Source organism: Streptomyces sp. NPDC088252 (assembly GCF_044740965.1).
Lineage (GTDB): Bacteria > Actinomycetota > Actinomycetes > Streptomycetales > Streptomycetaceae > Streptomyces.
Map to the genome: position 1 here is coordinate 80,582 of NZ_JBIURS010000009.1, position 12,600 is coordinate 93,181.

Consider the following 12,600-nt stretch of genomic DNA (forward strand, 5'->3'; position numbering starts at 1 on the left):
GTACCCCACGGGAGGCGGGCCCGATGCCGTGCGCAAGACTGACGGCATGACAGAGACTGCACTGGTGCTCGGTGCCGGCGGTGTCACCGGCGGCGCCTGGGAGACCGGAATTCTGTACGGGCTCGCGAAGGCGGGCGTGGACCTCGGCGGCGTCGACGTGATCATCGGCAGCTCGGCGGGGGCGGTGGTCGGCGCGCAGCTGGCCTCCGGACTGGTCGGTCTTCCCGAACTGTACGAACTCCAGCTCACCGATCCGCACGGCATGACCGGCGGCAGGCTCGGCGTGCCGACCCTCCTGCGCTACACGGGAGCCGTGCTGTCCTCGCGTACTCCCGAGGCGTACGGCCGCAAGCTGGCCCGGATCGCGCGAGGCGCCCGCCTCGGCATCACGGCGGAGCAACGGCGCGCGTCCATCGCCGATCGCCTTCCGTCGTCCGACTGGCCCGAGCGGGCCCTGCGCGTCACCGCGGTCGACGCGGCCACCGGCGAACTCCACACGTTCGACAAGGAGAGCGGAGTCCCGCTCGTGGACGCCGTCACCGCGAGTTCCGCCGTCCCGGCCGTCTGGCCCGTCGCCACCGTCGACGGACGTTCCTGGATCGACGGAGGAGTGCACTCCACGGCCAACGCCCATCTCGCCGAGGGCTACGGACGCGTCGTCGTCATCGCTCCGGCGGCCAGTGGCAACAAGGTCATCGTCTCGCCGCGCTCGCAGGCGGCCGAGCTCGCCGCGAAGGGCTCCCGCGTGGAGGTCATCACCCCGGACGCGGCGGCGAAGAAGGCCTTCGGGCGCAACCCCCTGGACCCTGCGTGCCGGGCCGCGGCGGCCCGTGCCGGGCTCGCGCAGTCGGCCGCGCACACCGAAGCCGTCACCGCGGTCATGAGCGGCTGATCGTTCACCGCACAATGGGGGAGTGAACGAGTCGATACCCGTCATCAGGGACGTGGACCAGGGCACCGCCAGGCTCCTCCCGGACATCGACCGGGACAGGGCCTGGCTGCTCACCGTCGACGGCGCACCCCAGTCGTACGTCGACCTCGACGCGCCGCACCATCTCGAATTCGAGTACGTACGACGCCTCGCGCACGTCGTGGACTGTGCCGCGGCACCGGGCGCACCGCTGGACGTCCTCCACCTCGGCGGCGGAGCGCTCACCCTGCCCCGCTACGTGGCCGCGACCAGGCCGGGATCCCGCCAGGACGTCGCGGAGGCCGACCTCGGGCTCCTCGCCCTGATCGCCGAGCAACTGCCGGTCCCCGACGGCAGCGGGATCGCCGTGCACGGCGAGGACGCCCGCAGCCGGCTGGAACGGACGCCGCCCGGATCCCTCGACGTCCTGGTCGCGGATGTCTTCGGAGGCTCCCGGGTACCCGCCCACCTCACCACCGTCGAGTACGCCGGGGCCGCCCGCCGGGCGCTGCGCGACGGCGGGACGTACGCCGCCAATCTCGCGGACGGCGCGCCGTTCGACTTCCTCCGCTCCCAACTGGCCACCTTCGCGGCCGTCTTCGAAGAGCTCGCACTGATCGCCGAACCGGCGGTGCTGCGCGGTCGGCGCTTCGGCAACGTCGTCCTCGTCGCCTCCCGAACCCCCATCGACACCGCGGCGCTGACCCGCCGCTGCGCCGCCGACGCCTTCCCCGCCAGGGTCGAGGACGGCCCTGCGCTGGACCGGCTCACCGGAGCCGCCCGGCCGGTCGGGGACAGGGAGGCGGTCGCCTCACCCGAGCCGCCCGACGGAGCCTTCGGCATCGGCTGAGGACGGCCGCAGGGCCCTGGCCGCCACCACCTCGCTGGTGGCGCGGCAGATTGCGGACCTCGGGCACGAACAGCACGGCGCCGGTGACCAGCACGATCAAGGCCGCGCAGCCCCACAGGGCCCGGCTGCGCCCGACCAGGGCCTCGACCGGACCGGCGAGCGCGGTGGCGACCGGCATCATGGCAACCGAGCCGAACCAGTCGTACGCCGAGACGCGCGACAGTTTCTCCTCCGGGATCTCCTGGTGCATGGTCGTCATCCACGAGACCCCGAACACCTCGATGGCGACGCCGCTGACGAACATCACCACGCAGAGCCCGGCCACCGGCAGCGGGACCGCGAGCCCGGCCGACGGCAGGGGGGGAAGACGCAGAGGGTTCCGGCCAGCAGCAGCCGTAAGCGCGTCATCAAGAACGCGCCGCCCAGCGTGCCGACCCCGAACGCGGCGAGCGCGAAGCCCCAGGGACGGGCGCCACCGAGATCGTCCCGGGCGACCAGCGGTCCGTACACCGACTCGGCGGCCCCCACGGCTGCGACCACCACCGAGAACTGGGCCACGATGCTCCACAGCCAGGGGCGGCCGATGAACTCCTGCCAGCCGTCGCGCAGATCGGCGAGCAGCCCGCCGCCCGGCGCACGCGGGGGAACGTGGCTGACGTCGAGGAAGGCCCGGAGCGCACCCGCCAACGCGAAGGACGCGGCATCGATGGCCAGCACCCAGCCCGGATCCATCGCGGCGATCATGGCACCGCCGAGCGCCGCTCCGCCGATCGTCGCGCCCTGCATGGCCATCCGGAACAGGGCGAAAGCGCGGCTCGCGTGCTCACGGCTGACGCTGGACATCAACATGCCCTCGGCCGCCGGGTTGAAGAGCGCCTGCCCGGTCCCGCACAGCGCGGTGAGCAGCATCATCTGCCACAGCTTCGGATCGCCGGCCAGCACGAGCCAGGCGAAGGCGGCCTGCGAGACGCAGTTGAGGGCGTTCGCCGCGACCATCACACGGTGGCGGGGCAGACGGTCCGCGACCGCCCCGCCGATCAACAGGAAGAGCACCAGCGGTGCGGCCCTGGCGGCGGCGACCAGACCGACGTCGCCGCCGTCGCCGCCCGACTCCAGAACGGCGAACGCCGCCGCGATCAGCGCACCATGGGTGCCCAGGCCCGTGATGATCGCGGCGGTGGTCAGGACGGTAGTTGCGGCCGGAGTGGCGCGCAGGGGGAGTGGGGGCGGAAGCTGCAGTCACCAAGGGACTATCGCCGTCGCGCCCCCGCCGTGCCGACTGCTTTCCCGGTGGTGGCGGTGAGGATCAGGAGGACGGGGCGACGTCCACCAGCCGTACGGTGCTCAGGATCTGCTGGATCGTCGTGTCCGGGAGTTCGTCCTTGACGTTGTGGGCTCCGTAGAGGATCCAGGAAGCGAACTCGCCCTTCTTGTTCTTGAAGGTGAAGGCGATCGTCTTGCCGTCGCTGTCACACTTCTTCCGCTTCGTGACATTCGGGGCGGTGGCTGTGACGACCTGGCCCGTGAGACCCGACTTGGTGGTGTACTGCTTGGCCTCGGTGAACTTGATGGTGCTCTTCGGCATGTGCTGCGCGTAGGCGGCCCACGCCCAGTCGGCGGCCTCGTTGCGGGCGTTCTTGGCCGCGTCGGTGGCGCCCTGGGCGCCCCTGGTGCCCGCGCTGGCCAGGCTCAGGTCCTCCTTGGTGCCGTCCTTGTCGGAAACTTTCACGCACCACTTTCTCTGGTAGTACGACGGTGCGGAGAATCCGATGTAGGGCGAGCCGTCGCCCTTGTTGTCGTCCTTGAAGTACGAGAACGCGCCGGGAGGGCTGACCTCCCAGTCCCCGGGTACGTCGAACTGTGTGCCCCACTTGGGGTTGGTGACGACCTTCCAGCCGGCGATCAGGGGCTTGGCGTCCCCGTCGGTGCCGCGCGGATTCGCCTCGGACTCGGATTCGGACGGCTTGGCGGGCGCCGAGGAGTTCTTGTCGTCCGCGACGTCCTTGCCCTTGTTTTCGTCCTTGTTCATCACGACGACACCGGTGACCACGGCAGCCACGACGACGGCGGTGGCCGCGACGATCGCGATGGCGGTGGTCTTCTTCTTTCCGCCGTCCGGCTGCGGTCCACCGGGAGGGCCGGGGACCGCGTACTGCGGCACGGTCGGCTGCTGGTACGGGTTCGGCTGCGGGTAGCCGGGCTGCTGGCCCTGCTGCGGATACCCCGGCTGCTGACCCGCTTGCGGATACCCCGCTTGCTGTCCGGGGTGACCCTGCTGCTGATATCCCGGCTGCTGGTAGGGATTCGGCTGCTGGTACCCCGGCTGCTGATACGGGTTCTGGTTCTGGTCCTGCGGGTTTTGCTCGCCCCCGGGCGGCTGCTGTCCTGGCCACATGGCGAGTAACGATAGAGGGGCGCCGACCGCTCGGCTACGTCCGCCCCCGTGAGCGGATGGTGAAGGCGGCGACCGGGCGAGAGGGGTGTGGGGATCCCGGGGATGGCCAAACACATTTACTGATGAGTAACATCTGGTCATGAGTGCTGAACAGATGACCGTCGGCGAGATGCTCGCCGCGACGGTTCCGATGGCCCGGACCCTCAATCTCGAATTCCTGGAGACGACCGCCGAGCGCGCGGTGGTCCGCCTGCCGGACCAGGCCGACTACCACAACCACCTCGCCGGACCGCACGCCGGCGCGATGTTCACGCTCGCGGAGTCGGCGAGCGGCGCGATCGTCATCGCGGCCTTCGGCGACCAGCTGTCACGCGCCGTGCCGCTGGCGGTGAAGGCGGAGATCGCCTACAAGAAGCTCGCCAAGGGTGCCGTCACGGCGACGGCCACCCTCGGCCGCCCGGTGGCCGACGTCGTCGCCGAACTGGACGAGGGCCGACGGCCCGAGTTCCCCGTGCTCATCGAGATCCGGCGTGCGGACGGCGCGGTGACCGGTGAGATGACGGTCGTCTGGACGCTGCGCCCCAACGCCTGATCCCGGGCGGCTCCCCCGAAGGGCCGACCGCGCACCCCCCGCCGGGGCGAGCGCGGCGGCCTTTCGTGCTGTCCGGGCCGATGGCGGGACAGGTAGCATTCCCGCCGTGCGCCGAGGAGTTGACCGGCGAGCCACGAGACATCATCACGGGAGGAACCGGCGTTGCACATCCAGGAGTGGCTGGAGACCGTTCCCGCGGTCAGCGTGTACGTCCTGGTGGGCGTCGTCATCGGACTTGAGAGCCTCGGTATTCCGCTGCCGGGTGAGATCGTCCTGGTCAGCGCGGCACTTCTGTCGGCCGGGCACGACGGGATCAATCCATGGGTCCTCGGGGCCTGCGCCTCGGCCGGCGCGGTCATCGGAGACTCGATCGGATACGCCATCGGCCGAAAGGGCGGACGGCCGCTCCTGGCCCGGCTCGGCGGGAAGTTCCCCAAGCACTTCGGTGTGAACCAGATCGCCATGGCGGAGCGGTCGTTCCAGAAGTGGGGCATGTGGGCGGTGTTCTTCGGCCGCTTCGTCGCACTGCTGCGGATCTTCGCGGGGCCGTTGGCCGGCGTGCTGCACATGCCGTACTGGAGGTTCCTGATCGCGAACGTGCTCGGCGGCATCGTCTGGGCCGGCGGCACCACGGCCGTCGTCTACTCGGTGGGCGTCGTCGCCGAGGCCTGGCTCAAGCGGTTCTCCTATCTGGGCCTGGTGGTCGCGGTGCTGATCGGTGTGACCTCGATGCTGATCCTGAAGAACCGGGCCAAGAAGGCGGCGGCGCAGGCGTCGACCGCGGCCGTGCCCGACGCGGGGGCCGTACCGGCCGCGGACTGACCGGCGGTGACCGGCCGGAGGCGGCTGTGCCGGCCGGTGACGAGGCGGCTCGGCGGAACCGTTCGCCGAGCCCGCTCCGTTCAGCTCTCGTGTGCCTGTCGGTGCGCCTTGGCGAGCTCCACGTAGCCGACCGCGTTGAATCTGATGCCTTCGAGCTCCTCCTCGGTCAGCTGCCGCTTGACCTTGGCGGGGACTCCCGCGACGAGCGACCCCGGCGGCACCTGCATCCCCTGCGGGACCAGCGCCTGCGCCGCGATCAGTGAACCGGCCCCGATGCGGGCACCGTTGAGGACGGTGGACCCCATGCCGACCAGGACGTCGTCCTCGATGGTGCAGCCGTGGAGCACGGCGTTGTGCCCGACGGAGACGCGCTCGCCGACCGTGACGGGGAACCCGGGGTCCACGTGGACACTGCAGTTGTCCTGGATGTTGCTGTCGGCGCCGATGGAGATGGGACCGCAATCGGCGCGCAGTACGGCGTGGTACCAGACGCTGGAGCCCGCGGCCATCGTGATCTCACCGATCACGACCGACGTCGGTGCGGTGAAGGCCTCCGCATCGACGACCGGCTCCTTGCCGCCCATGGCCGTGATCAACGCCTGCTCTGACATCGCCCGTTCCTCCGTGCTCAGGTGTGGTGCGGTCGCGGTCGTCCGATCGCGTCAGGAAAACGGTATGCGACGGCCGGGGGACCGCTGCCGAGTGGGGTGAACATCACAGGAGGTCACGGTGATCGTGCCGGGTGCCGCCGACTACCGTGTGCGAGTGCCGAAGAACAGGAACACGTTCTCTTCCCTTTCCGCCTGGCGGCGGCGCGCCCTGTCCAGGGCCGTCCACCGCGGCTGGCGCTGGGTGCAGGAGTCGGGCGCGGTCACCGCGGAACACCCCGGTCCGCTGCGGTTCGGCCGGATCGGCGCCGGTACCCGGCTGGCCTTCCCGCAGGGCACCGTCTTCGGGGAGCGGTGGATCGAGCTCGGCGCGCACTGCGTGATCGGTGAACAGGTCACGCTGACCGCCGGACTCATGCCCGACCTGGACCTCGGCCCGGAGCCGATCCTGACCCTGGGGGACGGGGTGGTGCTCGGCAGGGGCAGCCATGTCGTCGCCGACACCCGGGTGACCATCGGCTCGGACACCTACTGCGGACCATATGTCTACATCACGTCCACGAACCACAGTTACGACGATCCGCACGAGCCGGTCGGCAAGCAGTGGCCCCGCATGGAGCCCGTCTCCATCGGGCCGGGCTGCTGGATCGGCACCGGAGCGGTGATCCTCCCGGGGGCCGCGCTCGGGCGCAATGTGGTGGTCGCGGCGGGGGCGGTGGTGCGGGGGGAGGTACCCGACCGGGCGGTGGTGGCCGGTGCTCCTGCCCGTGTGGTGCGCAGCTGGGATCCCGAGAAGGGCTGGCAGCCCCCGCTGCGTACCCCGGCCCCGGTGCCGATCCCCTCGGGTGTCACGCCCGAGCAACTGCTGGCCCTGACGGAGCCGGGCGAGGCATCGGGGCCGTCGGGGGACTGACGCCGTCGGGATCCGGTCCCTCAACCGGTTGCCAGCAGCACCGTGCCGACCAGGGCGAGGCCGGCCCCGGCCGCCTGCACCCCGCGCAGCCGTTCCCCCAGCACTCCGCGCGCGGCCAGGGCCGTGACCACCGGATAGAGCGAGGCGAGCACGGCGGCCACGGTGACCGGGCCGTGCTGCGCGGCCAGCGAGTACGTGCCGTTGGCCGCGACATCCGCGAGCCCGACGAACGCCAGGGCGGGCAGCGCGGCCAGCACCGCGCACCTCCGCCCTCCTCCGGCAGCGCGCGTGCCCCGCGGCGCACCGATGCGTACAGGGCCGTACCGCCCACCGCGATATTGGTCAGGCGCTGGACGAAGAGCGCCAGGAAGAGTCCGGTGACGTCGGTGGACGCCTCCGCGATCAAGGACATCACCGACCCGAAGCCGAACGCGGCCACCAGCGTCAGCAACACCGCCCGGCGCTGCACCGGCGTCCCGCGCAACTGCGGACCGCCGGCCAGCACGATGCCCACCACGGCGACCGCGACGCCCGCGAACTGCAGCAACCCCGGCCGTTCCCCGACGATGATCCCGACGCTCACCGGCACGGCGACACCCAGCGATCCCAGCGGGGAGACCACCCCCATCGGGCCGAGAGCCAGGGCCTTGTAGAAGCTCAGCATCGCGATCGGTCCGACAGTCCCGGCCGCGACGGCGAACCACAGCTGCGGTCCCGCCTCGCTCCAGCCGCCGGTCGCGACCACGATGGTGCCCAGCACCACGGCGGCGACGGTCTGCGAGACGACCACCACGGTGAGCGCGGGCACGTGTCGCGTGAGCAGCCCGCCGCCGAAGTCGGCCCACCCCCGGAGAAGGCTGGTGGCCAAGGCGAAGACTGCTGTCATCGCGTGCCTCGCAGTACAGTGCGGTGAACGGTGGGTGCACCACACCGTAGTGCAGTATTTTCGACCCTGTCATCCAAAATATTGGACGGAATGTGTCTGACCTCGATCAGCTCACCCAGTCGCTCGCGCGCAATCTGAAGCGCTGGCGCGGGGAACGCGGCTTCACCCTGGACGCACTCGCCGCCCGTGCCGGGGTCAGTCGCGGCATGATCATCCAGATCGAGCAGGCCCGCACCAACCCGAGCGTCGGCACCACGGTCAAGCTCGCCGACGCGCTGGGCGTCAGCATCACCACCCTGCTCGACTACGAGCAGGGCTCACCGGTGCGGCTGGTGCCCGAGAGCCAGGCGGTACGCATGTGGTCGACGGAGGCGGGCAGTTCGACCACCCTGCTCGTCGGCACGGAGGCCAGGGGGCCCCTCGAACTCTGGTCGTGGCGCCTGATGCCGGGCGACAGCAGCGCCTCGGACCCGCACCCCGAAGGCACCGTCGAGCTGCTCCACGTCACCGCGGGCGAGCTCACCCTGGTCGTCGACGGGACCGCATACGCCGTACCCACCGGCGGCTCCGCCACCTTCGAGGCGCACCACCCGCACGTCTACCGCAATGACGGCTCCGAGCCTGCCGAGATCACCATGGCGGTGTCCATCCCGCCCGTACGGTGAGACGCTCGACCGACGGCCTTCGGCGCGCTGTTAGCGTGGCGGACATGCGCGCACCCATCGGATCCTTCGAGAACGCCGGAGCGGCGGCCGACCGCCTCCACCTGCTCACCACGCCCGTCGCCACCGCTGTGCGCGAGGGCTGGGGCGGTGTCCCCGCCGAGCAGATCATTCATGTCGACACGGATCCGGCGATCGCCGACACGGCGGTCTTCGTCGAGCACCACGGTGCGGAGCTGCTCGACCGGTCGGCCAACTGCGTCGTGGTGGCGGGCAAGCGCGGCGGCGAGGTGACGTTGGCGGCCTGCCTCGTCCTCTCCCACTCCCGCGTCGATGTGAACGGTGCGGTCCGCAAGCACCTCGGTGCCCGCAAGGCGTCCTTCGCCCCGATGGACACGGCGGTCGGCGAGACCGGCATGGAGTACGGCGGAATCACCCCCATCGGACTCCCGGCCGCCTGGCCGCTGCTGATCGATCCCGCCGTCGTGGACGAGGCATGGGTGCTGATCGGCAGCGGCAGTCGGCGGGGCAAGCTGATCGTCCCGGGCAAGGCGCTGGCGGCACTGCCGGGAGCGGTGGTCGTCGAGGGGCTGGGCGTCCGGGGCTGAGCTCAGCGGTGCGCCCGGCCGAGCGCCCGCACCGGTGCGTCGCCCCGGTGCGACGGCAACCAGTGGGACGCGAAGTCGACGGCATCGGTGATGCGGAACAGACGGCTCGTCGACGAGCCCACGGGACCGGTGCGCACGGCCGCGCCGTCGTCCGTGTGGGAGAAGTCCGCCCCCAGGGCTGCGAAGTCGCTGTCGTCCAGCGCGGCGTCCTCGTACTCCCACCACCGGCGCCGGCCCGCGGCCGTCACCACACAGCGATACGTGCGGCGCGGCGGCGCGGGCACCCGGTACTCACCGAGATGGAACGCGGTGCAGGTGTCGAACCCGGTGCCCAGCAGCAGCACTTGGGCCCGCAGGTCGTAGAGGCGGGCCAACGGGGAGTCCTCGCCGAGGTGGCAGTCGGGGCGGTGGTGCGCCACCAGTTCACGGGCCGAGGGGCCGAGTGCGACGAAGGACGTCTGGGGGTGGTCGCTTCGGGCCGCCCCCTCGGTGAGCCGTACGGTCTCCGCGAGACGACCCATCGACGGCGCGGGCGAGGCGGCCGGGTCGAAGGGCGGCATGCTCGCCCGCACGGCCTCCCTGGCCCGCTCGGTGAGACCGCGCACGCGGTCGAGGTAGTGCGTGGAGGTGTCGGAGTTCTCCGGGGTGAACGCCGGGACGACGAGTGTGCCGCCCACTCCGAGGGCGTCCCGCAACGCATCGACCACCGCCCCGGGCCCGCCGCTCACCGGCCCCACCGCACGCATCGACGCGTGCACCAGCAGAACACCGTTCCGCTCCACACCCAGATCGGTCAGTTGTCCGGACAGCCCGGCGCGGCTGTGGCGGACGGTCGTCGCAGTCGCAGCAGTAGTACCCACGGTCCGTCATTCTCCCAGTCGGGCGCCGAATGTGACACCGCGCACATGCGCACGGGAGACGGACGTGCTGCCGCTGGTGCTGTGGCCGCAAAGGTTTGCCGGGAGGCTCGTGGCGTCCGGTGCGGTGCGTCGCAAGGCGGAGGATCGCCCTCGTGCTGGACGCGCACTCGGGTGATGCGACAACGCGGCGCGGTGCCGTGACGGGCGTCGCGAGCCGGTGAACCTTTCCGGTCACAGCACTATCGGTCCAGCGCGGGAATCTCGATCGCGGGGCAGCGGTCCATGACCATGTCGAGCCCGGCCGCGCGCGTGCGTTCGTACGCCTCGGCGTCGACCACGCCGAGCTGGAACCAGACGGCCTTCGCCCCGGTCGCCACCGCCTCGTCGGCCACGGCGCCCGCCAGTTCGCTGTTGACGAAGACGTCCACCACATCGACCGGGAACGGAATGTCGGCCAGCGACGCATAGCCGTCCTCGCCATGGACCCGCTCCGCCTTCGGATGCACCGGGACCACGCGCTTGCCGAAGCGCTGAAGCACCTCGGCGACGCGGTAGGCCGCGCGCGACCGGTTGCCGGACAGGCCCACGACGGCCCAGGTCTCGCCCGAGTTCCGGAGAATCCTGCTGATCGTCTCTTCGTCTGCGTACATGATCGGGACAACGGACGGGGGACCGGGACCATTCCCGGCCGGGGCATAGGGTGGCCGGATGCAGGAGCAGTACCGGACCGTCGCCCGAGCGGGCGTGCACGAGACCGAGATCAACCGGTCGCGCTTCATCTGCGCGCTCGCCCCCGCCGCCACCGAACAGGAGGCGCAGGACTTCGTCGCACGCGTCCGCAGGGAACACCCGACCGCCACCCACAACTGCTTCGCCTACGTGATCGGCGCCGATGCCTCCGTGCAGAAGGCGAGCGACGACGGAGAGCCCGGTGGTACCGCCGGCGTCCCCATGCTGCAGATGCTGACACGCCGAGAGATGCGGTACGTCGTCGCCGTCGTCACCCGCTACTACGGGGGCGTGAAGCTCGGTGCGGGCGGACTGATCAGGGCGTACGGAGGAGTGGTGGGCGAGGCACTCGACGCACTCGGCACCGTCACCCGGCGGCGGTTCCGCCTCGCGACGATCACCGTCGGCCATCAGCGCGCCGGCAAGCTGGAGAACGACCTCCGGGCCACCGGACGGACCGTGCGCGAGGTCCGTTACGCGGAGGCCGTCGTCATCGAGATCGGACTGCCGGACGCCGACGTGGAGTCGTTCCGCGGCTGGCTTGCCGATGCCACGGCGGGCGAGGCCGAGCTGGAGCTGGGCGGCGAGGCGTACGAGGAAGCCTGACCGGGCCCGTCCGCACGCCCCCACCGCACTTTCCCCGCGTCACGGGGCATGCTCGGGCCTTGATCGGCCGTGCCGGACAATGGGCCCATGACTCGTCTCCTGACCAGCAGTGACCTTCTGGCCGTGCTCGATCCGGAAGCCTCCCTGGCCGCACTGCGGGAGGGCTTTCGTCACGCCGGCGCTCCGACGCTCGCCGGGCAGCGCGTGCGCACGGATCTGCCGTTCCCGGGTACGGCGACGGCTCTCATACCCGGACTGCTGCCGGGCATCGACGCGTACACCGTCAAGGTCAACGCCAAGTTCCCCGGTGCCCGGCCGGCGTTGCGCGGTGTGATCTGTCTGCACAGCGGCCGGGACGGCGAACTCCTCGCCCTTCTCGACTCGGCCACGGTCACGGCCTGGCGCACCGGACTGGCCGCGGCCCTCGGTACTCACGTCCTCGCCGTACCCGACCCCGCAGGCGAAGCGGTGCTGGGCATCGTCGGCGCGGGTGCACAGGCCGAGATCATGGTCCGTGGGCTACGGAGTCTGCGCGGCTTCCGCGAACTCGTGGTGCACGACACCGATCCGGAACGCGCCACGCGATTCGCCGCCCGGCACCACGGACGGGTCCTCGGCTCCGCGGCCGACATCACCGCCGTCGCCGATGTCGTCCTGCTCTCCACCTGGTCCCGCACACCCCTGCTGTACCTCGCCGACAGCCGCCCCGGGCAGCACTTCACCACGCTCGGCGCCGATGAGCCGGGCAAGCAGGAGCTCTCCGCCGATCTGCTCGCCTCCGCCCTCCTCGTCGTCGACGACCGCGAGCAGGCCGCGGCGATGGGAGCCCTGGCTGCGGCGGGGCTTCCGGCCACCGCCGCGGACGCCACCCTCGGTGAGCTGCTCGGAGGCACGCATCCCGGCCGTACCGCCGACACGAGCCGCTCCGTCTACGCACCCGTCGGGCTCCCCTGGCAGGACCTGGCCCTCGCCTGGGCCGCGTACCGTCATGCGGAACGGCTCTCCGTCGGAACGCGGATCGATCTTCTCGCCTGAAGGCAACGGTGGCGGCCGATGGTGATGGGACACTGTGGTCGGTGAGGGAAGAGGGGCTCACCGCCGTCGATGTGGCCGATGCGGACAACGAGGCTCCGCACCGGACGGACCGAGCACGGTGCGA

At 71.2% G+C, this 12,600-nt stretch carries 13 protein-coding genes and 2 pseudogenes; 9 read left to right on the top strand and 6 right to left on the bottom strand.

What is annotated here, in order from left to right; all coding sequences use genetic code 11:
• Positions 1-46: 46 nt before the first annotated feature.
• Both ACIOHC_RS20040 and ACIOHC_RS20045 read left to right on the top strand, forming a co-directional pair.
• Positions 47-892 (top strand): patatin-like phospholipase family protein, encoded by an 846-nt coding sequence (locus tag ACIOHC_RS20040; protein WP_351085707.1) that lies wholly within the window; start codon positions 47-49, stop codon positions 890-892.
• A 22-nt stretch (positions 893-914) separates the two neighbouring features.
• A complete protein-coding gene (locus tag ACIOHC_RS20045; RefSeq protein WP_351085709.1) occupies positions 915-1,760 on the top strand; it encodes a fused MFS/spermidine synthase in 846 nt (281 codons plus the stop codon).
• Here ACIOHC_RS20045 and ACIOHC_RS20050 read toward each other — a convergent pair.
• Positions 1,722-3,003: pseudogene (locus ACIOHC_RS20050) on the bottom strand (MFS transporter). The gene ACIOHC_RS20045 and the pseudogene ACIOHC_RS20050 sit on opposite strands and share 39 nt — an antisense overlap.
• 63 nt (positions 3,004-3,066) lie before the next feature.
• Positions 3,067-4,155, bottom strand: coding sequence for a hypothetical protein (locus tag ACIOHC_RS20055; protein WP_351085711.1), 1,089 nt, complete (start codon positions 4,153-4,155; stop codon positions 3,067-3,069).
• 154 nt (positions 4,156-4,309) lie between these two features.
• On the opposite strand from ACIOHC_RS20055, the gene ACIOHC_RS20060 reads away from it, so the two are divergent.
• Both ACIOHC_RS20060 and ACIOHC_RS20065 read left to right on the top strand, forming a co-directional pair.
• A complete protein-coding gene (locus tag ACIOHC_RS20060) occupies positions 4,310-4,747 on the top strand; it encodes a DUF4442 domain-containing protein (protein ID WP_351085720.1) in 438 nt (145 codons plus the stop codon).
• A gap of 162 nt (positions 4,748-4,909) precedes the next feature.
• Positions 4,910-5,569: a DedA family protein gene (locus tag ACIOHC_RS20065; protein WP_351085713.1), complete on the top strand. Its 660-nt coding sequence runs from the start codon at positions 4,910-4,912 to the stop codon at positions 5,567-5,569.
• Between the two features lie 80 nt (positions 5,570-5,649).
• Here ACIOHC_RS20065 and ACIOHC_RS20070 read toward each other — a convergent pair whose 3' ends face one another.
• The gene (locus tag ACIOHC_RS20070; protein WP_351085714.1) at positions 5,650-6,180 is read right to left on the bottom strand and encodes a gamma carbonic anhydrase family protein; all 531 of its coding nucleotides are present in this window, start codon (positions 6,178-6,180) and stop codon (positions 5,650-5,652) included.
• A 154-nt stretch (positions 6,181-6,334) separates the two neighbouring features.
• On the opposite strand from ACIOHC_RS20070, the gene ACIOHC_RS20075 reads away from it, so the two are divergent.
• Positions 6,335-7,090 (top strand): acyltransferase, encoded by a 756-nt coding sequence (locus tag ACIOHC_RS20075; protein WP_351085715.1) that lies wholly within the window; start codon positions 6,335-6,337, stop codon positions 7,088-7,090.
• Positions 7,091-7,110: 20 nt separating this feature from the next.
• Here the strand turns inward: ACIOHC_RS20075 and ACIOHC_RS20080 are convergent.
• Positions 7,111-7,976: pseudogene (locus ACIOHC_RS20080) on the bottom strand (EamA family transporter).
• A gap of 92 nt (positions 7,977-8,068) precedes the next feature.
• Between ACIOHC_RS20080 and ACIOHC_RS20085 the strand changes: the two are divergent.
• Positions 8,069-8,641 carry an XRE family transcriptional regulator gene (locus ACIOHC_RS20085; RefSeq protein ID WP_351085716.1) on the top strand — a complete coding sequence of 191 codons (573 nt, stop codon included), beginning with the start codon at positions 8,069-8,071 and terminating at the stop codon, positions 8,639-8,641.
• Between the two features lie 44 nt (positions 8,642-8,685).
• Complete coding sequence (locus tag ACIOHC_RS20090; RefSeq protein WP_351085718.1) at positions 8,686-9,246, top strand: YbaK/EbsC family protein; 561 nt, start codon at positions 8,686-8,688, stop codon at positions 9,244-9,246.
• A gap of 2 nt (positions 9,247-9,248) precedes the next feature.
• On the opposite strand, the gene ACIOHC_RS20095 is transcribed toward ACIOHC_RS20090, so the two are convergent.
• The gene (locus ACIOHC_RS20095) at positions 9,249-10,106 is read right to left on the bottom strand and encodes an aminoglycoside N(3)-acetyltransferase (protein ID WP_389636915.1); all 858 of its coding nucleotides are present in this window, start codon (positions 10,104-10,106) and stop codon (positions 9,249-9,251) included.
• Between the two features lie 239 nt (positions 10,107-10,345).
• A complete protein-coding gene (locus ACIOHC_RS20100) occupies positions 10,346-10,756 on the bottom strand; it encodes a CoA-binding protein (protein ID WP_351077573.1) in 411 nt (136 codons plus the stop codon).
• Positions 10,757-10,814: 58 nt separating this feature from the next.
• On the opposite strand from ACIOHC_RS20100, the gene ACIOHC_RS20105 reads away from it, so the two are divergent.
• On the top strand, positions 10,815-11,441 hold the full coding sequence (locus ACIOHC_RS20105) for a YigZ family protein (RefSeq protein ID WP_365692153.1): 627 nt from the start codon (positions 10,815-10,817) through the stop codon (positions 11,439-11,441).
• A gap of 87 nt (positions 11,442-11,528) precedes the next feature.
• Entirely contained in the window at positions 11,529-12,476 is a 948-nt protein-coding gene (locus tag ACIOHC_RS20110; RefSeq protein ID WP_401843354.1) for an ornithine cyclodeaminase family protein, read from the top strand.
• The last annotated feature ends 124 nt before the right edge of the window (positions 12,477-12,600 follow it).